The organism is Providencia sp. PROV205 (assembly GCF_028479505.1).
In the GTDB taxonomy this organism is placed as follows: domain Bacteria; phylum Pseudomonadota; class Gammaproteobacteria; order Enterobacterales; family Enterobacteriaceae; genus Providencia; species Providencia huaxiensis.
In genome coordinates this window covers 181,101-204,486 of sequence record NZ_JAMPNU010000002.1, presented here as the reverse complement: position 1 = coordinate 204,486, position 23,386 = coordinate 181,101, and the positions used below count along the sequence as shown (strand labels likewise).

The following is a 23,386-nucleotide window of genomic DNA, read 5'->3' as shown; positions in this document are numbered from 1 at the left end:
ATACAGTAGTATGTGACTAGGGTGCGCGAGCGCAGCCAACAAAGCTGCGGCGCGAAATATGACGGGGAAATTTATTTGAAGCCGAGCTCCTTCTTGACTAAATCATAAGCTGCTTGGATTGATTGCGCTTTCTGCTTCGCAATCTCCATCATCTCTGGCGGTAAACCTTTTGCAACCAGCTTATCTGGGTGATGTTCGCTCATTAATTTACGATAGGCACGCTTAATTTTTGTTGGGTCGTCACTGGGAGACACACCAAGCACTTTACAAGCATCTTCAAGGGTTGGGCCATTCGATTGCTGATAATACCCTCCCGATTGCTGCTGAGAGTAACCTTGGCCAAATTGGCGACCACTTTGGATCATATCCAAGAACTGTTCAAACTGAACTTTAGAAATACCTAGCTCTTCTGCAATGATAAACAACACTTTTCGTTCGTTCGGGTGTAATTGTCCATCTGCAAAAGCAGCTTGTAATTGAATTTCCAGAAACATCTGAATCAAATCAAAACGGCCATAACAAGCCATTCGTAGTTGTTTTAATACATCTCGTAATGGAAAGTTAGGGGATTTACCTTCTCTAAACGCTTGTTGAGCCGCTTTTCGTGTTTCTCCGTGTAATTGCATTCTGTCCATTAAATTGGTCGCAAGCTGAATATCTGTCTCGGTTACACGGCCTTTGGACTTCGTTAAATGCCCCAAAATTTGGAAAGTACTCGCAAAGAAAATGATTTGGCGATCTCGCTTATTCATTCTCCCTGCAAATTTACGTTGGATCGATGCTTTATCAAAACCATGCCCAATAATTAACCCAATTAGCGCTCCCCAAAAGCCCAATCCAGAGACGATTGCGAGTATAACGCCAATAATTTTGCCCCAATAGTGCATATATCCCTCAATTCTTCAATGCTCAAAATGCAATTTTGCATTATCATACTATTCATTCAGCTCTATGCATAACTACCCGCGCGTAAAGTTTCTTACATTATACTGGCGCAAAGTGGTTGGCTAAGTTAGTCTTTGAGCGTTTGCTGGCGATGCCAATGATGACGGAACCCCATATTTAATGATGAAAAAAAGCTATCCAACACTACTCGCCACCATGGTATGGGCGGCAATTTATAGTCAGCAAGCGCATGCTGACCTTGCACAGCAGTGTATGCTGGGTGTCCCTGTTTACACAAAACCGATTGTAAAAGGTGACCCTAACGACCTGCCGATTCACATTACCGCTGAAGATGTCCGTGGTGAATACCCTAATTTTGTTGAATATGAAGGTAATGTCGATATTCAACAAGGGAACCAAACATTAACCGCTGATAATGTGAAGCTCACCCAAACAGAAACAGCGGGTGAACTCCCTGTGCGCGAAGTCACGGCAACCGGAAATGTTCACTACGATGACCCACAAATTATCTTAAAAGGCCCTTCTGCGTGGTCTAACTTAGATAATAAAAACACGGATGTGAATGATGGTAACTACATGATGGTAGGCCGTCAGGGGCGTGGTGACGCGAAAAAAATGAAAATGCGTGGTGAAAACCGTTATTCAATTATGGAAAACGGCACGTTCACGACCTGTTTACCCGGCAATAATAGCTGGAGCGTTGCAGGCTCTGAAGTGATAATCGACCGCGAAGAAGAAGTCGCTGAAATTTGGCATGCACGTTTTAAAGTCGGTGACGTGCCTATTTTCTATAGCCCATATATGCAATTACCAATTGGTAATAAACGTCGTTCCGGTTTCTTAATTCCGACTGGGAGTTATTCAAGTAACGATGGGCTAGAGTTTTCATTACCCTATTATTGGAATATTGCGCCAAATTACGATGCCACGATTACACCTCAATTTATGACCCACCGTGGTGTAAAATTAAATAATGAATTCCGTTACCTCATTGCTCCTGGTACAGGGACCGTGGCCTTTGATTTTCTAAATCATGACCGAGCTTATATCAAAGACAAAGAACGTGGTAAGCGTGAAGATCGTGATAGCGATGACCGCTGGTTATTCTACTGGCGCCATTCTGGGACTTATGCAGGGCACTGGAATTTTAGCTCTGACTATACCAAAGTGAGCGACCCTAGCTATTTTACTGACTTTAGTTCCCAGTACGGTAACACCACTGATGGCTACGCCACGCAAAAATTCAGTGCAGGTTATTCAGATACAAACTGGAATGCGAAAGTCACTCACAAACAATTCCAAATTTTTGCGGATAACCCCAACAAGCGTGCTTATAAAGCAGAGCCACAGGTGGACTTCAATTATTATAAAAATAATTTAGGTGCCTTTGATGTGCATACATACGCACAAGCTGCCCGTTTTACGAGTGTGGGGAAAAATAACCCAGATGCAACTCGCTTACACATTGAGCCTGAAGTGAACCTGCCATTATCTAATGGCTGGGCAAATATGAATAACAGTATCAAACTGTATGCGACTCATTACGACCAAGATATCCCTCGCTCAAATACGGATAAAAGCTTAGAAAAAAATGTGACGCGCGTTCTGCCTATGTTTAAAAGCGATGCAAAAGTTGTCTTCGAACGAGACCTTTTCCAAGGCAGCGATTTCGTTCAAACATTAGAACCACGTGTCCAATATTTGTATATTCCGTATAAAGATCAAGACAATATCAATAACTTTGACTCTTCATTATTGCAGTCAGACTATAGCGGTTTATTCCGTGACCGAATTTACAGTGGCCTTGACCGTATCGCCTCTGCAAACCAGTTCACCACAGGTGTTACAACACGTGTTTATGACGATGCTTTAGCGGAACGCTTTAACTTCTCCGTGGGTCAAATTTATTACTTTGAACGCCCACGTGCAGGTGATTCAAATCGTCCAATTGATGATAAAAGCAATACGGGCTCATTATTGTGGGCCACTGACTCTATGTGGCGAATTGATGATAACTGGGGCTTACGGGGTGGTTTACAATATGACCGCCGCCTCGGTAATGTCACTATGGGGAATGCGGTTGCAGAATACCGTTTAGATGCCGATCGTTTAGTTCAGTTGAACTACCGTTTCGTTGACCGCGATTATATTCAAGCAACCTTCCGTCGTGAAGATACGGCAAACGGAGGCTATACCTATACACTGCCTGAATACCAACGTGGTATTTCACAAGTGGGTACTGTCGTGAGTTGGCCATTAAGCGAACGTTGGGGCTTTGTAGGGTCATATTATTATGATACTAAACAGCAGCAACCTGCTAGCCAACTGGTTGGTTTGCAATACAATACTTGTTGCTGGGCAGTCAATCTTGGTTATGAACGTAAGATAGTTGGTTGGCAAAAAGAGAAGTTCAGCAGTGAATATGACAATAAATGGTCAATCAATGTGGAACTTAGAGGCCTAAATAACAATCATAGTTTAGGTAGCCAGAAAATGTTAGAAAGTGGCATTATGCCTTATCAACGCGCTTTCTGATAAAAATAACATAAATTTGCTCTAATAATTCGAGGGCTGTTGGGAGCATACATAAGTATGTGACTAGTGCGAATGAGCGCAGTCAACAACACTGCAACTTGAAGTATGACGAGTAAAAAGAGATTAGCCCGCTTTTGCGGAATCAAAGTCAATATTTATAGGACCATTATGAAGAATTGGAGAACGCTTATTCTGGGACTGATGTTCGCAAGCTCCACTGCTTTGGCTGCGCCTCAGCAAATGGATAAAGTCGCTGCGGTCGTCAATAACGGTGTTGTACTGGAAAGTGACGTCCAGAATATGATCAACACGGTAAAACTGAATGCTCAGAACGCACGTCAACAGGTGCCTGATGATCAAACTCTGCGTCATCAGATCCTTGAGCGTCTCGTTATGGATAACATCATTTTGCAAATGGCTAGCCAAATGCAAATCAATATTCCAGATGAAGCCGTAGATGCAACTATTACTGATATCGCTCGTCAAAACGGTTTAACACTGCAGCAAATGCAACAGCGTTTAACCGCAGATGGCATCAATATGAATCAATATCGTAGCGAAATTCGTAAAGAGATGCTGATTGCTGAAGTGCGTAACAATGAAGTTCGCCGCCGTGTTACCATTTTACCTCAAGAAGTTGATTCGCTTGCTGAACAAATGAGCTCACAAGCAAATTACGAAATGGGCGTTAACCTAAGTCATATCTTGATCCCATTAGCCGAAAATCCAACACAAGAACAGCTAAAAACCGCTGAAGCGTTAGTAAATAAAATTTTAGATGAACTGAAAAAAGGTGGAGATTTTGGTAAATTAGCTATCGCTTATTCCGCAGATCCCCAAGCGCTGAAAGGCGGTAATATGGGTTGGTCACGCCTGCAAGAATTACCAGTTGTCTTTGCTGAACAACTGAAAAATGCGAAAAAAGGCGATATTGCTGGCCCAATTCGCTCCGGTGTCGGCTACCATATTTTACGTGTTAACGATGTCAGTGGTGGCAGCCAACCTATTTCTGTCACAGAAGTGAAAGCGCGCCACATCTTGATTAAGTCATCTCCAATTATGGATGATGCACAGGCAAGACAAAAACTAACTCAAATTGCTCAGGAAATTCGTTCAGGCAAAATCTCATTTGAAGATGCTGCAAAAGAAAATTCTGAAGACCCGGGTAGTGCGTTAAAAGGCGGTGAATTAGGTTGGAATATGCCTGACGTCTATGACCCAGCTTTCCGTGATGCGTTAATGAGATTGAATAAAGGCGAATTAAGCCAACCTGTTCAATCAAATTTTGGTTGGCACTTAATTCAGTTAGAAGACACACGCAACGTTGATAAAACAGATGCGGCACAAAAAGATCAAGCATACCGTTTGCTGTTTAATCGTAAATTTAACGAAGAAGCGCAGAGCTGGATGCAAGAACAACGTGCTTCCGCTTACGTAAAAATGGTTGATGGTCGTGACAGCCAATCTGCAGATGAAAAATCAAATTAAGCCTATTGTCATCACTCCCGGTGAACCTGCCGGGATTGGCCCAGACTTACTTATTCAGCTCGCTCAACAGCAATGGCCTGTTGAGCTGGTTGCCTGCGCCGATCCTGACTTATTACGCCAGCGTGCCAAAGCACTCAATTTGCCTCTGACATTAATTGAATATTCCCCCAATTCAATTACTGAAGTACAGCCTGCAGGCCACTTATCCGTTCTACCAGTTCAGTTGGCAACGGTGGCAAAAGCAGGTGAACTCAACGTTGATAATGGCCAATATGTTGTGGAGAGCTTAGCAAAAGCTTGTGACGGCTGTTTAAATGGTGAATTTTCAGCGCTTGTAACAGGTCCCGTACATAAAGGGATTATTAATGATGCAGGCATGTCATTCAGTGGCCACACAGAATTCTTTGCACAACGAAGTGGCTGTGAACGCGTTGTTATGATGCTAGCTACCGAAGAACTGCGTGTTGCATTAGCCACAACGCATCTACCACTCAAAGACGTGTCGGCCGCCATCACTCAACAGAGCCTGCATGAAGTCATCACGATTTTACACCATGATTTACAAACAAAATTTGGTATTGAAAAACCAGCCATCTATGTCTGTGGTTTAAATCCGCATGCAGGGGAAGGTGGCCATATGGGTACCGAAGAAATTGATACGATAGAGCCTGCACTTGAAAGCCTACGAGCAAAAGGGATTAATTTAATTGGGCCGTTACCTGCCGATACCTTATTTCAAGCTAAGTATTTAGACCATGCAGACGCAGTGTTAGCTATGTATCACGATCAGGGCCTTCCTGTGTTAAAATACCAAGGTTTTGGCAGAGCAGTAAATATCACTCTCGGCCTGCCTTTTATCCGTACCTCTGTCGACCATGGCACAGCCCTTGAACTCGCAGGTACGGGTCATGCTGATGCGGGAAGTTTTATCACCGCATTAAAGTTAGCTATCCAAATGACATCTAAGAATACATGAATAATCGAGTCCATCAGGGGCATTTTGCCCGCAAACGCTTCGGGCAGAACTTTTTAACTGACCAATTTATTATCGACAGCATCGTGGATGCCATGAACCCGCTGCCGGGTCAGTCCATTGTAGAAATTGGTCCCGGCTTAGGTGCCTTAACCGAGCCTGTCGGTAGCCGAATCGATAAAATGACTGTCGTTGAACTTGACCGTGACCTTGCAGCACGTTTACACGTTCACCCTCAGCTAAAAGATAAATTAACTATCATTCAGCAAGATGCAATGACAGTGGATTTTGGTGAATTAGCCAAACAAGCAGGCCAACCCCTGCGAGTTTTTGGTAACTTACCTTACAACATCTCCACACCGCTAATGTTTCACTTATTCACATTCACCAATTCTATTTCTGACATGAACTTCATGTTACAAAAAGAAGTGGTGAATCGCCTAGTTGCAGGCCCAGGCAGCAAAGCCTTTGGTCGCTTGAGTGTTATGGCGCAATATTATTGCAACGTGGTGCCGGTATTGGAAGTACCACCGACTGCATTTACACCTGCACCAAAAGTAGATTCTGCCATTGTTAGGCTGATCCCTCATCGCGAAAATCCATATCCGGTAAAAGATATTAAATTTTTAAGTCGTATTACCACACAAGCTTTCAACCAACGCCGTAAAACGATCCGTAACAGTTTAGGGGATTTATTCAGTGTTGAAGAGCTAACTGAACTGGGTATTGATTTAAGCACCCGAGCAGAAAATATTTCTGTTGAACAATACTGTAAAATGGCAAACTATCTCTCTAACCGTTCAGAATAGTCTGTTGAAGGAGGCACTATGCTTAATGAGCCAAATGTAAGCATCCAAGTTCAGAGTGTCTATATAGAAAGCCAATCTCAACCCGATATTGCGAGATATGTGTTTGCTTACACAATCTGCATTCGTAATTTAGGACGAGAGCCTATCCAACTAATGAGCCGTTATTGGCTCATTACTAACAGTGATGGCCATAAGACCGAAGTTCAAGGTGAAGGCGTGGTGGGTGAACAACCCCTTATTCCACCAGGAAAAGAATACCGTTATACCAGTGGCGCAATCCTTGAAACACCAATGGGTACGATGGAAGGTTATTATGTGATGATAAGCACACAAGGGGATAGTTTCCACGTTGATATCCCAGCTTTTCGTCTTGCTATCCCAACACTGATTAATTAATTATGTCGACATATTTAGTAGGTGATATTCACGGTTGTTATCGTGAGCTCCGTGACTTGATGGAAAGTGTCCATTTTGACCCAACCAAAGACACATTGTGGTTAACAGGCGATCTCATTGCCCGTGGAACTGAATCACTGCAAGTTTTACGCTATGTAAAAAGCCTTGGTTCTGCCGTGCGTTTAGTGCTTGGTAACCATGATCTCCATCTATTAGGGATTTACTGTAAAATCAGCCGTAATAAGCCCAAAGATCACCTCGATGAGTTATTACATGCACCTGATCTTGACGAACTGATCAATTGGTTACGTCGTCAGCCTTTATTACAAATTGATGAAGAAAAAAAGATCTTGATGACTCATGCAGGTATAACACCACAATGGGATATCGAAACGGCACGCATGTGTGCAAGGGAAGTTGAAGCGGTGCTATCTAGTGATGCCTATCCATTATTTATCGACTCCATGTATGGCGACATGCCAAACAATTGGTCTGAAAGCTTAATGGGGCTAGCTCGTTTGCGTTTTAGTACTAATGCGTTAACACGTTTGCGCTACTGTTTTCCGAACGGGCAGTTAGATATGATTTGTAAGGAAAACCCTAAAAAGGCCCCTGCTCCGCTAAAACCTTGGTTTGATCTACAAAGTAAAATTCCTGATGACTATTCAGTGTTTTTTGGCCACTGGGCATCGCTCGAAGGAAAATGCACCCCTGATAACGTTTATGCTTTAGATACAGGATGCTGCTGGGGAGGCGATTTAACGCTATTCCATTGGGAAACCAAGCAATATCACCGACAAAAGTCATATCAAAAAAGTCGAAAAGAATAATTTTTTGTATGATTAACCACAAGTTATAAACAAAATGGCGCCATTAAGCGCCATTTTTGTATTCAAACCCAAAATTATGCTCTTTTGGTTAGGATCTCAAAACAATAACCATGGGTATTGTTTTCGTCAGCTTCATGATATTCCGTAAAAATAGAATCCCATTCATCAGGCTCATAAGCTGGAAAATGGGTATCACCGATAACTTCGGCATCTACGTGCGTCAAGTAAAGCTTGTTCGCGAGTGGCAGGAACTGCTGGTAAATTCTACCACCACCAATGACCATAACTTCATCATTACCTTCAACGGCTTGTGCCGCAGCCAACGCTTCTTCAATTGACGTTACCCAAATAACATCAGAATCAGTACCAGGCGCACTGCTTAATACAATATTCACACGTTGTGGTAATGGGCGCCCAATTGATTCATAGGTAACACGGCCCATAATAACCGGTTTATTTAACGTATTTCGTTTGAACCACGCGAGATCCCCCGGCAAATTCCAAGGCATCGCTTTTTCCATGCCGATAACCTGATCGATCGCCATTGCTGCGATTAAGCTAATATTCATCTATTCACCTTAGAAACAAGATATAAAAATTGAGCACACTATACGGAAAGAGAATTGTTTCGTCGACTAAATTTAAGCTTCCTTAAACAGCTTTGAATCACTTATACTCGAATTGATAAACTTACGACGAAAAATAACATTTAAAAACAAAATGAACCCTCTGATATCAGCCTAAATGTAAGTATTTAGCAGGTCATTTTTATTTGCCAACATTGAACGGGAAAAGAGATTATAACATGTACGAAACGAGTATTATGGTTGCTACCATCGCTGCACTCGGTATGCTCTCTCCAGGGCCTGATTTCTTTTTGATTGTCAAAAATGCTGCGCGCTATCAGCGCTCTGCTGCATTGATGAGCGCGTGTGGTGTGATAGTTGCTATTGCACTGCATATGTCCTACTGCGTTGCAGGCCTAGCCGTTTTGATTACCACCACGCCTTGGCTATTTAATATTTTAAAATATGCAGGTGCGGCCTATTTGGTTTGGATCGGTATTAAAAGTTTACTCCCACAATCAAGCCATTTAGTTGACTTAGCAACGGGTAAACATGAAGTAGTTTCGTTTAAAAAAGCCTTTATGCAAGGTTTTCTCTGTAATGTATTAAATCCCAAAGCCACTCTGTTCTTTTTAGCGGTCTTTACCCAAGTGCTAGACATTAATTCTACTGTTGGTGAGAAGCTGTGGTTTGCCTTTATTATTTGGGGTTTAGCCGTTATCTATTGGCCTATTTTAGTTTTCTTAATCCAAAGCGCTCCTGTAAGAAAAGGCCTAGCAAAAGTGCAAAAATATGTTGATAAGGTTCTCGGGGTGGTATTAATCGCTTTCGGTATTCGAGTCGCGCTGAGCTAACCTTATTCTCTCTCATCAAAAAAGCAGGCTAAACGCCTGCTTTTTGAATATTCAATATTGTTATAATGCCCATTATTGCATGGTGTCTTGCGGTGCAACCACCATTTGCCCTGCCGAGCCTAAATCCGCCTTCTCTAAATTATGGCTATAGAATAAGAATGGGAAATGGTTATAGGACGGTTGCATCATTTGTACTAATAATTCAACTCTACTATCAACCCATACCGTATCTTTCCAACCATAATCTTCTGCTGGTGTTGGCTTGCCATTGCGATTTAGTACCTTAAAGCGCACACCTTCAATATGAAACGCTTGTGGTTCATTTGTCGTCACAGCCCAACGCTCCCAATTACCTTGGCGACTTGAAAAATCAACCCTGTTTGTATCAATGGTCGCATTATTAATACCAAAACCATCATTAAGGTGAATATTGCGTTGTGTAATACTGGATGTGACCTGTGTTTTATCTTCAACTAACTGCGTTGGTAAGCCATCTGTTACTAATGACATCAAACCTGTCGCTTTGATAGTTAATACATTAGTTGAAATTAAATTATTCGATGGCTCGAATAACCCTTTCAAACGGTCCATAAAGGTAGCTGACTCACCCGCAGTAATCGTTAATTCCTGCGTTTTCGCCATATCAATCAAGACTTCTCGCCGTTCACCGGGCGCTAATGGTAGTTCTTGAACACTCACAGGGACGGTTAGCAAACCTTGGTCAGATGCAATTAACGAGAATGGGCGACCATCACTGATTTTCATCACATAATGACGGGAGTTCGACGCATTTAATAACCGTAAACGAACCCACCCTCGAGAAACCTCAACATAAGGATCTTGCACGCCGTTAACCAGTAATGTATCGCCTAAAAAGCCATTTTCATCTGCTTTATATTCTGGAACGCCAAAATTATCTAAACGCTTATCTTGAATAATGATAGGAAAATCATCAACACCATAGTGTTTCGGTAAGCGCAAATTTTTCGTCACGTCATCTTCAATGATCCACATACCCAATAAACCATTGTAGACTTGTTCACCCATTTTTCCTTGGGTATTGGCATGATACCAAAGCGTTGCCGCATTTTGGCGAATTGGGATCACCGGAGACCAATCTGCATTAGGTGAGATTAACCTTGCAGCGCCGCCAATTTGTGTACCGGGTATTTGCAACCCACTGATTGTCATTGAAACCGCTTCAGGTAAGCGATTACTATAGATAAGCTTAATATCATCGCCATTTTTTACTTTGACAGTCGGCCCAGGAGAAGAACCATTAACCCCCCAAATATCGGCTGAATATTTTCCATCAAAAGACCAATGAATTTTTTGTAAAGTTAAAAATAATGGCTGTCCCGACCGTGATTCTAATAACGGTGGCACAGGTAAAGCTGTCGCCCCTTCTGCACTTGCATAAATAGGCGCATAGGACATACATAGAGCCATCCCTGCCGCTATCAGGGTTTGGCATCGATTGAATGACATAAATTCTCCGCTAAACAAAATTCCAGCGCATTTTATTATTTAATATTATAAATTTTCAGCCAATGAGATGGCTAATTTCAGTTTGGCGCTAGTAATATAACTACTTAGATGCAACAATTTAAGGCCATAATAATTTGTGAGCCATGATATCGCGAAAAAAGGTTAAATTCTAAAAATATCTAGCAAATGTGTAAAAATATAATTAATAAGATTATAAATAGTAGGGGTAAGTAATTAAAAAAGGAAATAAGTCAGGTAGGAAACAATAAAGTCAATTTATGCTATGTTAAATCTAAAAAAATAGGCAATATTCACATATTGCCCATTATTAAAGTAAATTCAATCGATTAGGCTATTTACCTTGTTTTGCCATCTCTTCAACCTCAAGATCGAGCGCTTTAATTTTTGCTTCCATTAAAGCATGACAATACTCAGATAATTCCCTAACTTGCTCACGGCTATAAAGCGATGTATCGATAGGGTCTAGCATTTCAATAATAACGGTACCATTATTCCAACGGTTTAGCTTAATTTTACCTTGTGTACTCGAAACGCAAACAGGCACAATCGGTACCCCTGCGGCGATCGCGGCATGAAACGCACCCGTTTTAAATGGCAGCAAACCACGGCCACGACTGCGAGTCCCTTCAGGGAACATCCATACCGAAATTTTACGTTTTTTAATCTGGTCAGCAACTTGCGTAATTGTGTTATGGGCTTTAGAGCGATTAGCGCGGTCGATTAAAATATTACCTGTGATCCAATACAAAAAGCCAAAAAAAGGTATATAAACCAAGCTTTTTTTACCCACAGTCACCGTTCTTGGTAACACCCCATTTGACATGGTCACCATATCGTAATTGTTTTGGTGATTACCAATATAAATACTCGGGCCATAGCTCTTCGCTTTCTCAGGTACGCGATTTATGACGTTAATCCCAAAAACGACTGATAACCGCCCGAACATGTGACCAAATGTCATTACGTGTTTTGGGTTGCGTGGGCTAAATAGGCAGTAAATCCCGCCCCCTACACACACCGCAATCGTATAAATAATAACAATGATCGCTCTAATAAGCGCTAACATACTAACCCCAAATTGTAAGAAGCTTTTCAGCCCCATGATGAATATTATCTACTTATAAACCTTTTGAAGTTCATACTAAAAAAGGTTTATAAGGTTTGTTCTTTGTTAATTATTTAGACTCTACTGGCTCAATATCAATACGCTCAATATTGTGCATTCCGCGCGGTAACGACGTCCCTTTACGACCTCGTTCTGAGCGGTATTTTTGCAAGTCTTCTGCTTTAAACTTCAGCTTCCGCTTACCAAAATGCAAGGTCATTGATGCCCCCACAGGCAAAATCATCAACCAAGTCAATAAATCATCGCCAGTTGCCGCTTGCGCACCGGCAATATTGATAATTTTATTCCCTTTACCTTTCGAAAGCTGAGGTAGATCTGCCACAGGGAATATTAACATACGCCCTGCTTTGGTAATTGCCAACAGCAAATCTTCTTGCTCATTATGCAACTCAATTGGCGCCAATACTTTTGCATTTTCAGGTAAAGAAATTAAGGCTTTACCTGTTTTATTTTTAGTGACTAAATCATTGAAGGTACAAATAAAACCGTAACCTGCATCCGAAGCCATTAAATATTTTTGTTCGTCAGGCGCCATTAACACATGTTCAATGGTTGCGCCAGGTGGCAAGGTTAACTTACCGGTTAAAGGCTCACCCTGACTGCGTGCAGATGGCAACTCCAGCGGGTCAACAGAATAACTGCGCCCTGTGGTATCAAGGAACACGGCTGCTTGATTTGACTTGCCTCGCGCTGCCCCTTTAAAGCCATCTCCCGCTTTATAGTTCAGGTTAGTCGGCTCGATATCATGCCCTTTAGCACTACGCACCCACCCCATATCAGAAAGCACAACGGTAATCGGTTCTGATGGTAAAATCTCATGTTCGCTCATGGCTTTCGCTTCTTCGCGTTCATGCAATGGGGAGCGACGGTCATCACCGTAATCTTTGGCGTCGGCTTGAATCTCTTTTTTAATCAACGTATTTAAACGTCTTTCAGACCCAAGGATCGCTTGTAATTCATCACGCTCTTTGGCTAATTCATCTTGCTCGCCACGAATTTTCATTTCTTCAAGCTTGGCTAAATGGCGTAATTTTAGCTCTAAAATAGCTTCAGCTTGGGTATCACTGATACTAAAACGTGACATTAAAACCGCTTTCGGTTCATCTTCTGTACGAATAATTTCAATGACTTCATCAATATTCAGGTAGGCGATTAATAAACCATCTAAAATATGTAAGCGTCTTAATACTTTTTCTAACCGATGATTTAAGCGGTTACGCACAGTTTGGCGACGGTAAGCAATCCACTCATTTAAGATCTCAACAAGCCCTTTCACCGCAGGTCGGTTATCTAAACCAATCATATTAAGATTAACGCGGTAACTACGCTCTAAATCCGTTGTCGCAAATAAGTGTGTCATGACTTGTTCAAGATCAACACGATTACTGCGCGGAACAATCACTAAACGAGTTGGGTTTTCGTGGTTTGATTCATCACGTAAATCTTCAACCATCGGCAATTTTTTTGCACGCATTTGGCTGGCAATTTGTTCCAGTACTTTTGCACCTGAAACTTGATGAGGTAATGCCGTGATCACCGCATTACCATCTTCTTTTTCCCACACCGCACGCATTCGTACAGAACCGCGTCCATTTTGATAAATCTTACGGATATCATCACGGGAAGAAATAATTTCTGCTTCCGTTGGGAAATCAGGTCCCGGCACAAATGCCATGATGTCATCAAGATTTAGCGTAGGTTTATCCAACAAGGCAACCAACGCTTGAGCCACTTCTCGGGCGTTATGTGGTGGAATATCTGTCGCCATCCCAACGGCAATACCTGTTGTACCGTTTAACAGAATATTCGGCAAACGCGCAGGCAACATTTTTGGCTCGTTTAGCGTACCATCAAAGTTTGGTACCCAATCGACGGTGCCATGACCAAGTTCGCTGAGTAAAACTTCAGCGTATTTGGATAGTCGTGATTCGGTATAACGCATTGCTGCGAATGATTTAGGGTCATCGGGTGCCCCCCAGTTTCCCTGCCCATCCACCAGCGGATAGCGGTAAGAAAATGGCTGTGCCATCAATACCATCGCTTCATAACAAGCGCTATCACCGTGTGGATGGTATTTACCTAACACATCACCCACAGTTCTGGCTGATTTTTTATATTTCGCAGTGTTGCTTAAGCCAAGTTCTGACATTGCATACACAATACGGCGCTGAACAGGTTTAAGCCCATCGCCAATAAATGGTAATGCCCTATCCATGATGACGTACATCGAATAGTTCAGATAGGCATTTTCAGTGAAGGCGTGTAGCGGTAAACGCTCTACACCATCATGAGTAATTTCACTCATTCAATTCGTTCCTTTCTCATCGCAATTCGGATATTAGACATCAATTTCAGCCATATCGCCTTTCTCTTGCAGCCAATTACGGCGGTCTTCCGAGCGTTTTTTCGCCAGAAGCATGTCCATCACAGCAAGAGTTTGTTGGTAGTTTTCATCATCGATAATTAGCTGTACAAGACGACGAGTATTTGGATCTAATGTGGTTTCACGTAATTGCAGTGGGTTCATTTCCCCCAGCCCTTTAAATCGCTGAACATTGGGTTTACCTCGCTTGCGGCTAAGGCGGTCAAGTACAGCATTTTTTTCGCTTTCATCAAGGGCGTAAAACGTTTCTTTGCCTAAATCGATACGATATAGCGGTGGCATTGCCATATAGACATGCCCTGCTTTAACCAGTGTTGGGAAATGACGGACAAATAGCGCACATAGCAATGTAGCAATGTGTAAGCCATCGGAGTCCGCATCCGCAAGTATGCAAATTTTCCCATAGCGTAATTGGCTAAGGTCTTCGCTATCAGGGTCTATTCCAATAGCCACAGAGATATCATGCACCTCTTGGGAAGCTAAAACCTCATCGGAAGACACTTCCCATGTATTGAGGATTTTACCGCGCAACGGCATGATAGCTTGATATTCACGGTCACGCGCTTGTTTTGCAGACCCGCCAGCGGAGTCCCCTTCAACAAGAAACAGCTCCGTCATACTTAGATCTTGCGAGCTACAATCGGCCAATTTACCCGGCAATGCAGGTCCACTGGTGAGTTTTTTACGCACCACTTTTTTCGCTGCACGCATTCGACGTTGTGCGCTAGAAATGGCCATTTCTGCAAGCTGTTCAGCCACTTGCACGTTTTGATTAAGCCATAAACTGAAGGCATCTTTTACCACGCCCGAAACAAATGCGGCACATTGACGAGAAGATAGGCGCTCTTTGGTTTGCCCGGCAAATTGTGGATCTTGCATTTTAACAGAAAGCACATAGGTACAGCGCTCCCAAATATCATCCGCTGAGAGCTTAACACCGCGAGGCAATATATTGCGGAACTCACAAAACTCACGCATAGCATCAAGCAACCCTTGGCGAAGCCCGTTAACATGGGTTCCACCTTGTGCTGTAGGGATAAGGTTAACATAGCTTTCCGTGAGTAATTCACCACCTTCAGGCAACCAAAGCAGTGCCCATTGAGCGGCTTCCGTTTCCCCAGAAAATTCACCTGTAAACGGTTTTGGTGGCAACGCCTCAAGGCCGTCAATTGACTCCATGAGGTAATCGGTCAACCCATCACTGTAACACCAACTTTGTTCTGTATTGTTGAGCTTATCCTTAAACGTGATTTTCACGCCAGGGCATAAAACAGCTTTGGCTTTTAAGTTATGAGTTAAACGTGTTACTGAAAATCTTGGGCTATCAAAATAGCTGCCATCCGGCCAAAAATGCACGCTAGTCCCTGTGTTACGTTTGCCACAAGTCCCTATGACATGTAAATCTTCCACCTTATCGCCGTTCTCAAAGGCAATTTGATACACTTGGCTATCACGACGAACAGTAACTTCAATACGTTTTGATAACGCATTGACGACAGAAATCCCGACACCATGCAAACCACCTGAGAATTGGTAGTTTTTATTGGAGAATTTCCCCCCTGCATGTAATTGCCCCAAAATCAGTTCAACCGCTGACACTTTCATTTCAGGGTGGATATCGACAGGCATACCACGCCCATCATCGATGACTTCAAGGGATTGATCGTCATGTAAAATAACCTCGATGTGGCTCGCGTGCCCCGCAAGCGCTTCATCGACGCTATTATCAATTACTTCTTGAGCCAAATGGTTCGGTCGACTGGTGTCGGTATACATCCCCGGACGACGGCGAACAGGCTCTAAACCACTGAGGACTTCAATGGCCTCTGCGTTATAACTAGATTGAGTCATGTTGTCATTCTGCGGTAATAGGTGATTAATTGAACTATTCAATCAGTGAGTTACTGTTGATAATAACAGTGTTCATACGTTTTGACACTATTTCTCTGCCAATTGTAGGAAATCAACAATTTGAGAAAAGTAAGATTCAAAACCAATAAAGGCATGATTACCGTCAGGTTCCACAGTTTGTTTGCACTTTGAAAGATAGGCAACAGCCTCTCGATAATCAAGTACTTCATCGCCCATTTGTTGTAACAACCAAATAAGATGAGGGGAAGTTAATCTTTCAATGTATAAAGATTTTAGCTCATGGATATGCTTTTCTTCCAACACATATTGTGCATGAGTATATGGGTTTGTATTGTCGCCTAAGTAATCTTGTAGTAAATCAAAAGGACGCACTGCGGGGTTTACGACGACAGCAGGAAGCTGATAACGTTCTGAAAACCAAAGCGAAAAATAACCACCGAGTGAAGAGCCGACTAGCCCCATTTTTTCATGCTGATGCTGTTGGATAATATCATCCAACATGGCTTGAGCTTGCTGAGGGTAATTTGGCAATTGCGGTACAAGCATATTAATATGCGGATAATTCGCATCAATCCATTGCTTTAAATTATTAGCTTTAGCGGATTGAGGTGAACTATTAAAACCATGAATATAAAGTAAAGTAGACATAAGCGAATTAATAACCGTCAGAGTCAAGATCAGGGCTAAACTCCCTTGTATCTAAACGGTGAACGCGAGTTGTAATATGCCTTTGGTTTTGTTCATTAATACTTAATTCTAAATATCGCCAACCTGGCGCGACGGTGTCTAGCGCAAAATTAGTACAGTGAGGCTTAAACTGCACACAGGTAGAAGGCGTTGCTAACAACCGAATACCGTGCCAATTTTCATCCATTTCTTGATGAATATGGCCACATAGCATCGCTTTAACATTTGAATAGTTTTTTAAGTAGTCAGCTAAAATATGTGAATTTCTCAAGCTGTGCTGATCAAGCCAAGTACAACCCGAAGCTAGAGGGTGGTGATGCAGCATAATCAATGTAGTACGCTCAGGTTCAGCATCTAAGCTGGCTTTCATCCATTCCAATTGTTGTTCAGAAAGCTCGCCATGAGGTACATCTTGAAGTTGGCTATCAAGCATCAAGATTTGCCATTCATCGCCAATCAAAATTTGTTTAGCACTTGAAATCCCAGCGACTCGGAGTGTTTCTACCATCGCAGGCGGGTAGTCATGATTACCAGGAAGCCATACACAAGGAGCAGGGATACGCGCAATGCCATCCGCAAAATGCTGATAAGCTTGTGGTGATTGGTCTTGAACTAAATCCCCTGTCGCAACAATTAAGTCAATTGGGAGATTTTCCTCAGTGATAGCATCAAGTACCGCCTGATAGCTTTTGTAAGTATTTACCCCTAAAAGCGTATTTTCTGTATTAGCGAAAAGATGCGTATCAGTAACCTGTAAAATTCTCACAATTTTAGAGTTCTTTGCAGTCACTTCAAGCTGGCTGTCCAAAAGTATTCCTTTTCCTTAAATATTATTTAGTACCTAATCTATTCATTACAACTATATAAAAGCTAAACACACTTACAACTATCTTAAAACTTTACTTTCTAACTTTCTGCTAATCAGCACACACTTCACCAGATTAATCGGTATTTAAAACGATTTCATCCACTTTTCATGTAGTTTTTGATAGTGAAGTTGTAACCATTGAATCGCTATCACGGTTGCCGCATTATCAATTGTGCCATCTTCAACCCATTGATAAGCTTGTTCTCGGCTAACCACATGTACACGAATATCTTCATTTTCTGACGCGAGACCATGCACACCTTCCGCTTGGCTGCTATCGGCTTCACCGATAAATACATGCATGCGCTCAGTTGTCCCGCCAGGGCTAGAAAGATAACTTAGCGCTTTTTCAGTGCGGCCAATAATCAGCCCGGCTTCCTCAATGGCTTCACGACGAATAACTTCTTCGGGTGATTCGTTCTGCTCTATCATTCCCGCAATGGCTTCGAGCAACCAAGGTGTTTCACTCGTTTCGATTGCAGGTAACCTAATTTGTTCAATCAAAACAACACTATCAGCTTTCGGGTCATAGGGTAAAACTACGCCTGCATGACCCCGCTCAAAAACTTCACGGCGAATTTCTTTACTCCATCCGCCCGCGAAGAGGCGATGACGAAATTGATATTCAACCATTTGAAAAAAACCATTAAATAATTTACGCTTGGATATAATTTCAACATCATTTTTGCCGTATTTAATTGGCTGCTCTATTTGTTTTGTCATTTCATTCTCCAAACTCAATTATTCCATCTTAAGGAAATAATTGTGGATTAAAACAGTTTTTGAGGTTTTTTAACCTTAGATGAGGTAATGTTTAATAAATTGAGACAAAATGGCACAAAAGGCTACCGTTAATAGAAGTGATACTCTGTTACAATAAGCGCCATTATTCAAATCAAAGAGCAACATAGTGTCTGTTTTTAATAACTGTCTCTAAAACGGATAATTTAATATCTATCGCCTAGTTAGGCATGGTACGTTTTAGGCAACAGACTCAACTTAATTTGCTGTTTAATCAAGGAATCAAAATGAAGAAACTGCTTCCCCTTTTAATTTCGATGAGTTTTGTGGGTCTCAGTACCAATAGCTTTGCAGAAGATTTACTACAGGTTTACCAAAAATCCAAAGAAAGTAACCCTGAATTAAGAAAATCATTAGCTGAACGTAATCAAGCTTTTGAAAAAATTAATGAATCTCGCAGCCCATTGTTGCCACAATTAGGTTTAGGTGCAGGCGCTAGCTACGGCAGTGGTTACCGTGACGCAAGAAACACTGAAAGCACAGGTTTAAATGCTTCACTGAAACTGACCCAAGTTGTGTTTGATATGTCGAAATGGCGTCAATTAACTATCCAAGAAAAAACTGCGGGTATTTCTGATGTCACGTATCAAACAGGTCAACAGCAATTAATTTTAAATACTGCAACTGCGTATTTTAACGTCTTAAAAGCGATTGACGCGTTATCTTATATTGAAGCAAATAAAGAAGCGGTTTATCGCCAATTAGACCAAGTTACACAACGTTTTAACGTAGGTCTTGTTGCCATTACCGACGTGCAAAACGCCCGTGCAAACTATGATAGCGTTATTGCACAAGAAGTTGCAGGCCGTAACGAGTTAGAAAATGCGATTGAAAAACTGCGTCAAGTCAGTGGCGTGTACTACAGCCAACTCGCCTCTTTAAATATCGACCGCTTTAAAACTAATGAGCTGGGCGATATCAACGCTATCCTAAAAGAAGCCGAAGAGCGTAACCTCAGCCTGTTAAGCGCACGTTTAGCGCAAGATGTTTCTCGTGAAAACATCCGTTTAGCAGAAACAGGCCACATGCCAACAGTTAACTTAGATGCATCAACAACAGTCACAAATAGTTACCAACACGGCAGCGGTTATAACACGCCATATGGCGGTAGTGCGAGCAACAGCTATAACGGCCAAAATAGCATTGGCTTAAATTTAAGCATTCCACTGTATACTGGTGGCGCAGTCAGTTCTCAGGTTGAACAAGCACAATATGGTTTCCAAGGTGCTAGTGAACAACTTGAAAGCGTTTACCGCAATGTGATTCAGTTAGTTCGCTCATCATTTAATAACGTATCATCGTCAATCAGTAGTATTAATGCTTACAAACAAGTCGTTGTTTCCGCACAAAGCTCATTAGATGCGATGGAAGCCGGCTATCAAGTAGGGACACGTACCATTGTTGACGTATTGACAGCAACAACAGCGCTATACCAAGCGAAACAAAATCTGTCTAATGCGCGTTACGACTACATGATTAACCAACTGAATATTGAATTTGCTCGTGGTACATTAAACGAAGACGATATTGCACGCCTAAATGCGAATTTAGGTAAAGAGATTTCAACCTCTGCAAGTAGTATTATTCGTAGTACCAATGCACCAAAAATGAACTAAAATTCTTAGTTTATTTGAAAATGATATAATGGCCCGCTTACATAGCGGGTTATTTTTTGAAGGAAGCCAAGTAAATCGTTTAGAATTGCTAATTTGTACTAATTGGCCCGCTTACAACCCCTTTTCATTAGCCTATGGTACAAATTCAGTGAATTCTCACTCTGTTCACTACGTTTTAGTTCAAAAAACAACCTGCAGCTAATTTATTGATATAAAATAAAAATGTTATTTTACTCTTCAATAAATACCCGGCTAATTAGAAAAAAATAGCAGAAAGTTATCAAAATGATAAATTCAGCTCATTTCTCCTATATTTCTGCTTTAATTTTCAGCGGTTATCCCCTATCCTAGAGCTAACATCTAAAAACATCTTACTTAATTAAATTCAGGGTAATTACCATGACCATGAAGCGTACCAAAGATATTAATCAGAGCGCCTTCCGTAAGTCTTGGCGTTCATACCGTTTAGCGCCTGTGGCTGTTGCGGTCAGTGCCGTATTTATGCTTTCCGCTTGTGAAGAAAGCGATGAAACTGTATCACTGTACACCAACGCGCAAGATTGTAGCCAAGCGAACCCATCACAAGCCGAACAGTGCACCGTCGCTTACAATAATGCACTACAAGAAGCTGCTAAAACTGCACCTAAATATGAAACTCAGGCTGATTGTATTGCTGAGTTTGGTGAATCTATGTGTACTCAAGCCCCTGCTCAAGCGGGTCTTGCAGGCACTAGCTCAACAAATGGTGAACAAACTGCTCAAGCACAAAGCAGTGGCGGTAGTATGTGGATGCCATTAATGATGGGTTATATGATGGGCCGTATGATGGGCGGTAGCGCTGCATCACAACCATTATTCAGCTCGAAAAACCCAGCGAGCCCAGCCAACGGTAAGTTTGTTGACGCTTCAGGTAAAAGCTATGGCCCTGCCGTTGCAGGTGGTCGTTCAATGAGCGTACCAAAAACCGCCATGGCACCTAAACCACCAACAACTTCAACCGTGACTCGTGGCGGTTTTGGTGACACCGTCAATAAACAAGCGATGGCACAGCGTTCATCTTCTTCTGCAAAATCAACTTCTTCTTCCCGTTCGATGGGTGGTTGATAAGTAATGAAACGAGTTCCTATAGTAGAGCGCCCAAACTGGCGCGAGAAAGCCTCTGAGTTTGGCTTTGAATTTCATACTATGTATGGTGAGCCTTACTGGTCAGAAGACGCGTATTACCAATTCACGATGGCACAAATTGAAGAGATCGAAGATGCAACCGAACAGTTGCATCAAATGTGCCTAAAAGTGGTTGAACGTGTTGTTGAAAGCGATGAGTTAATGGCGCGTTTTCAGATCCCTAAACATTGTTGGGAATTTGTTCGCAGTTCATGGAAAAGCGAGCAACCTTCGTTATATTCTAGGCTTGACCTTGCTTACGATGGTATTAACCCACCTAAGCTTTTAGAAAATAACGCGGATACTCCAACTTCATTATATGAATCTGCATTTTTCCAATGGATCTGGTTAGAAGATCAAATTGAAGCAGGGAAATTACCTGAGAATGCTGATCAGTTTAATAGTATTCAAGAGCAATTGATCGAGCGCTTTACGCAATTAAAAGATCAGTATGGTTTTCGCTTGTTACATATGTCTTGTTGCCGTGACACAGAAGAAGATCGCGGTACCGTTCAGTATTTACAAGATTGCGCCAATGAAGCGGGTATTGCTACTGAATTCTTATATATCGACGAAATTGGTCTAGGTGAAAAAGGTGAGTTTTCGGATACACAAGATCAGGTGATTAGTAACCTGTTCAAACTATATCCGTGGGAATTTATGCTAAGAGAAATTTTCTCAACTAAATTGCAAGACGCTGGCGTGCGCTGGTTAGAGCCTGCATGGAAGAGCATCATTTCTAACAAGGCCTTATTGCCAATGTTATGGGAAATGTTCCCTGATCACCCAAATTTACTGCCTGCTTATTTCGCAGATGGCAAAACCCAGCCAGAACTCGAAAAATACGTCATTAAGCCACTATTTTCTCGTGAAGGTGCCAATATCCGTATTATCGAAAATGGCAAGGAAATTGCAGCCGCAGACGGCCCATACGGCGAAGAAGGTATGATTATTCAACAGTTCCACCCACTTCCACAATTTGAAGGTAGCTACACCTTAGTCGGAAGCTGGTTGGTGAATGATCAACCAGCGGGGATCTGTATTCGTGAAGATAAAGAACTGATCACTCAAGACTTATCACGCTTTTATCCACATACGATCATCGATTAATCGTATTTAAAATTAAAAGCTCAGCCCAAAACATAGCAATATGATTTGGGCTTTTTTATCAATCAATTCCATAGAAGAAAAACTTATCCTACCTGAATAGACAGCATACTTAACGATGCCGACACAATTCCTTCAATCGGTGTACTGATCTCTTCTTGCCCATCCCAAGCCCCTAAAATAGGTAAAATAGGCAAGTAATGCTCTGGTGATGGGTTCGATAATTTCCCATCCTCCCGTTCCAACCCTTTAGTCAATGGATGAGGCATTTCATGACTTTGCAGATTATCATACACAAACTTTTCAAAAGATATTGCCCATGGATACGGCTTGGCATGAGAATTTTGCCAATTCATCGCCCGTAGATTATGTACAACATTGCCACTTCCCATAATTAGTACGCCTTCTTCTCTTAGAACCGATAACTTTTTTCCGAGATCATAGTGCCAAGTAGCAGGTTTACTACCATCGATACTCAGCTGGATCACAGGGATATCGGCTTCTGGATACATACGTACTAAAATTTCCCATGTACCGTGGTCTAATCCCCACTCTTGTTCATCAAGGTGAATGGGCTCAGGAGCTAATAATGATGCAACTTGCTGAGCTAATTCAGGAGAACCAGGGGCAGGATATTCGATTTGATACAAGGCTTCGGGGAAACCACCGAAATCATGAATCGTTTGTGGGTTTAACATCGAAGTCACAGCAGTGCCACGCGTATACCAGTGAGCTGAAATCACCAAAATTGCGCTTGGCCGAGGTAAGACTTTACCGAGTTTTTCCCACGCTTGAGTGTAAGGATTATCCTCAATCGCATTCATCGGGCTACCATGGCCAATAAAAATGGCAGGGATCTTATTTTTTACCACTGAAGTATTTACCGACATGATGAT

20 protein-coding genes are annotated in these 23,386 nt (G+C 42.1%); 10 read left to right on the top strand and 10 right to left on the bottom strand.

The features are described from left to right. Positions 1–71: 71 nt before the first annotated feature. Positions 72–887 carry a co-chaperone DjlA gene (gene djlA / locus PR800_RS03405; protein ID WP_004257658.1) on the bottom strand — a complete coding sequence of 272 codons (816 nt, stop codon included), beginning with the start codon at positions 885–887 and terminating at the stop codon, positions 72–74. Positions 888–1,068: 181 nt separating this feature from the next. Between djlA and lptD the strand changes: the two genes are divergently transcribed. The 6 genes from lptD (at position 1,069) to apaH (ending at position 7,937) form a co-directional block, all read left to right on the top strand. Continuing rightward, a complete protein-coding gene (gene lptD, locus PR800_RS03400; RefSeq protein ID WP_195698833.1) occupies positions 1,069–3,441 on the top strand; it encodes an LPS assembly protein LptD in 2,373 nt (790 codons plus the stop codon). Positions 3,442–3,609: 168 nt separating this feature from the next. Continuing rightward, positions 3,610–4,929, top strand: coding sequence for a peptidylprolyl isomerase SurA (surA, locus tag PR800_RS03395; protein ID WP_102137820.1), 1,320 nt, complete (start codon positions 3,610–3,612; stop codon positions 4,927–4,929). Beyond that, positions 4,913–5,905: a 4-hydroxythreonine-4-phosphate dehydrogenase PdxA gene (gene pdxA / locus PR800_RS03390; RefSeq protein WP_102137821.1), complete on the top strand. Its 993-nt coding sequence runs from the start codon at positions 4,913–4,915 to the stop codon at positions 5,903–5,905. The genes surA and pdxA overlap by 17 nt, the downstream gene beginning before the upstream one ends. Further along, entirely contained in the window at positions 5,902–6,711 is an 810-nt protein-coding gene (rsmA, locus tag PR800_RS03385; RefSeq protein ID WP_004257672.1) for a 16S rRNA (adenine(1518)-N(6)/adenine(1519)-N(6))-dimethyltransferase RsmA, read from the top strand. The genes pdxA and rsmA overlap by 4 nt, the downstream gene beginning before the upstream one ends. Before the next feature lie 18 nt (positions 6,712–6,729). Further along, positions 6,730–7,107: a Co2+/Mg2+ efflux protein ApaG gene (gene apaG, locus PR800_RS03380; RefSeq protein WP_004257676.1), complete on the top strand. Its 378-nt coding sequence runs from the start codon at positions 6,730–6,732 to the stop codon at positions 7,105–7,107. A gap of 2 nt (positions 7,108–7,109) precedes the next feature. Then, positions 7,110–7,937: a bis(5'-nucleosyl)-tetraphosphatase (symmetrical) ApaH gene (gene apaH, locus PR800_RS03375; protein ID WP_195697677.1), complete on the top strand. Its 828-nt coding sequence runs from the start codon at positions 7,110–7,112 to the stop codon at positions 7,935–7,937. Positions 7,938–8,011: 74 nt separating this feature from the next. On the opposite strand, the gene folA is transcribed toward apaH, so the two are convergent. Beyond that, entirely contained in the window at positions 8,012–8,506 is a 495-nt protein-coding gene (gene folA, locus PR800_RS03370) for a type 3 dihydrofolate reductase (RefSeq protein ID WP_272530202.1), read from the bottom strand. 236 nt (positions 8,507–8,742) lie between these two features. Between folA and PR800_RS03365 the strand changes: the two genes are divergently transcribed. After that, entirely contained in the window at positions 8,743–9,357 is a 615-nt protein-coding gene (locus tag PR800_RS03365; protein WP_102137825.1) for a LysE family transporter, read from the top strand. A 72-nt stretch (positions 9,358–9,429) separates the two neighbouring features. Here PR800_RS03365 and ftsP read toward each other — a convergent pair whose 3' ends face one another. The 7 genes from ftsP to nudF form a co-directional block, all read right to left on the bottom strand. Continuing rightward, positions 9,430–10,845, bottom strand: a complete 1,416-nt coding sequence (gene ftsP, locus PR800_RS03360; RefSeq protein ID WP_102137826.1) for a cell division protein FtsP — start codon at positions 10,843–10,845, stop codon at positions 9,430–9,432. A 352-nt stretch (positions 10,846–11,197) separates the two neighbouring features. Continuing rightward, positions 11,198–11,932 (bottom strand): 1-acylglycerol-3-phosphate O-acyltransferase, encoded by a 735-nt coding sequence (locus PR800_RS03355; RefSeq protein WP_206275822.1) that lies wholly within the window; start codon positions 11,930–11,932, stop codon positions 11,198–11,200. Positions 11,933–12,041: 109 nt separating this feature from the next. Next, positions 12,042–14,297, bottom strand: a complete 2,256-nt coding sequence (parC, locus tag PR800_RS03350; protein WP_195697678.1) for a DNA topoisomerase IV subunit A — start codon at positions 14,295–14,297, stop codon at positions 12,042–12,044. Positions 14,298–14,330: 33 nt separating this feature from the next. Next, a complete protein-coding gene (gene parE, locus PR800_RS03345) occupies positions 14,331–16,226 on the bottom strand; it encodes a DNA topoisomerase IV subunit B (RefSeq protein WP_102137828.1) in 1,896 nt (631 codons plus the stop codon). Positions 16,227–16,313: 87 nt separating this feature from the next. Continuing rightward, positions 16,314–16,895, bottom strand: a complete 582-nt coding sequence (gene yqiA, locus PR800_RS03340; RefSeq protein WP_166264419.1) for an esterase YqiA — start codon at positions 16,893–16,895, stop codon at positions 16,314–16,316. A 7-nt stretch (positions 16,896–16,902) separates the two neighbouring features. Then, positions 16,903–17,742, bottom strand: coding sequence for a 3',5'-cyclic-AMP phosphodiesterase (cpdA, locus tag PR800_RS03335; protein WP_102137830.1), 840 nt, complete (start codon positions 17,740–17,742; stop codon positions 16,903–16,905). A 144-nt stretch (positions 17,743–17,886) separates the two neighbouring features. Then, positions 17,887–18,525, bottom strand: a complete 639-nt coding sequence (gene nudF, locus PR800_RS03330; RefSeq protein WP_166264417.1) for an ADP-ribose diphosphatase — start codon at positions 18,523–18,525, stop codon at positions 17,887–17,889. A gap of 305 nt (positions 18,526–18,830) precedes the next feature. Between nudF and tolC the strand changes: the two genes are divergently transcribed. The 3 genes from tolC to PR800_RS03315 all read left to right on the top strand — a co-directional run bounded on the left by tolC (position 18,831) and on the right by PR800_RS03315 (position 22,493). After that, complete coding sequence (gene tolC / locus PR800_RS03325; protein WP_272530199.1) at positions 18,831–20,219, top strand: outer membrane channel protein TolC; 1,389 nt, start codon at positions 18,831–18,833, stop codon at positions 20,217–20,219. 399 nt (positions 20,220–20,618) lie between these two features. Next, positions 20,619–21,323 carry a DUF1190 family protein gene (locus tag PR800_RS03320; RefSeq protein ID WP_102137833.1) on the top strand — a complete coding sequence of 235 codons (705 nt, stop codon included), beginning with the start codon at positions 20,619–20,621 and terminating at the stop codon, positions 21,321–21,323. A gap of 6 nt (positions 21,324–21,329) precedes the next feature. Continuing rightward, positions 21,330–22,493: a glutathionylspermidine synthase family protein gene (locus tag PR800_RS03315; RefSeq protein WP_102137834.1), complete on the top strand. Its 1,164-nt coding sequence runs from the start codon at positions 21,330–21,332 to the stop codon at positions 22,491–22,493. An 83-nt stretch (positions 22,494–22,576) separates the two neighbouring features. Here the strand turns inward: PR800_RS03315 and ygiD are convergent, their stop codons facing one another. Continuing rightward, positions 22,577–23,380, bottom strand: a complete 804-nt coding sequence (ygiD, locus tag PR800_RS03310) for a 4,5-DOPA dioxygenase extradiol (protein WP_210848175.1) — start codon at positions 23,378–23,380, stop codon at positions 22,577–22,579. Positions 23,381–23,386 lie beyond the last annotated feature (6 nt).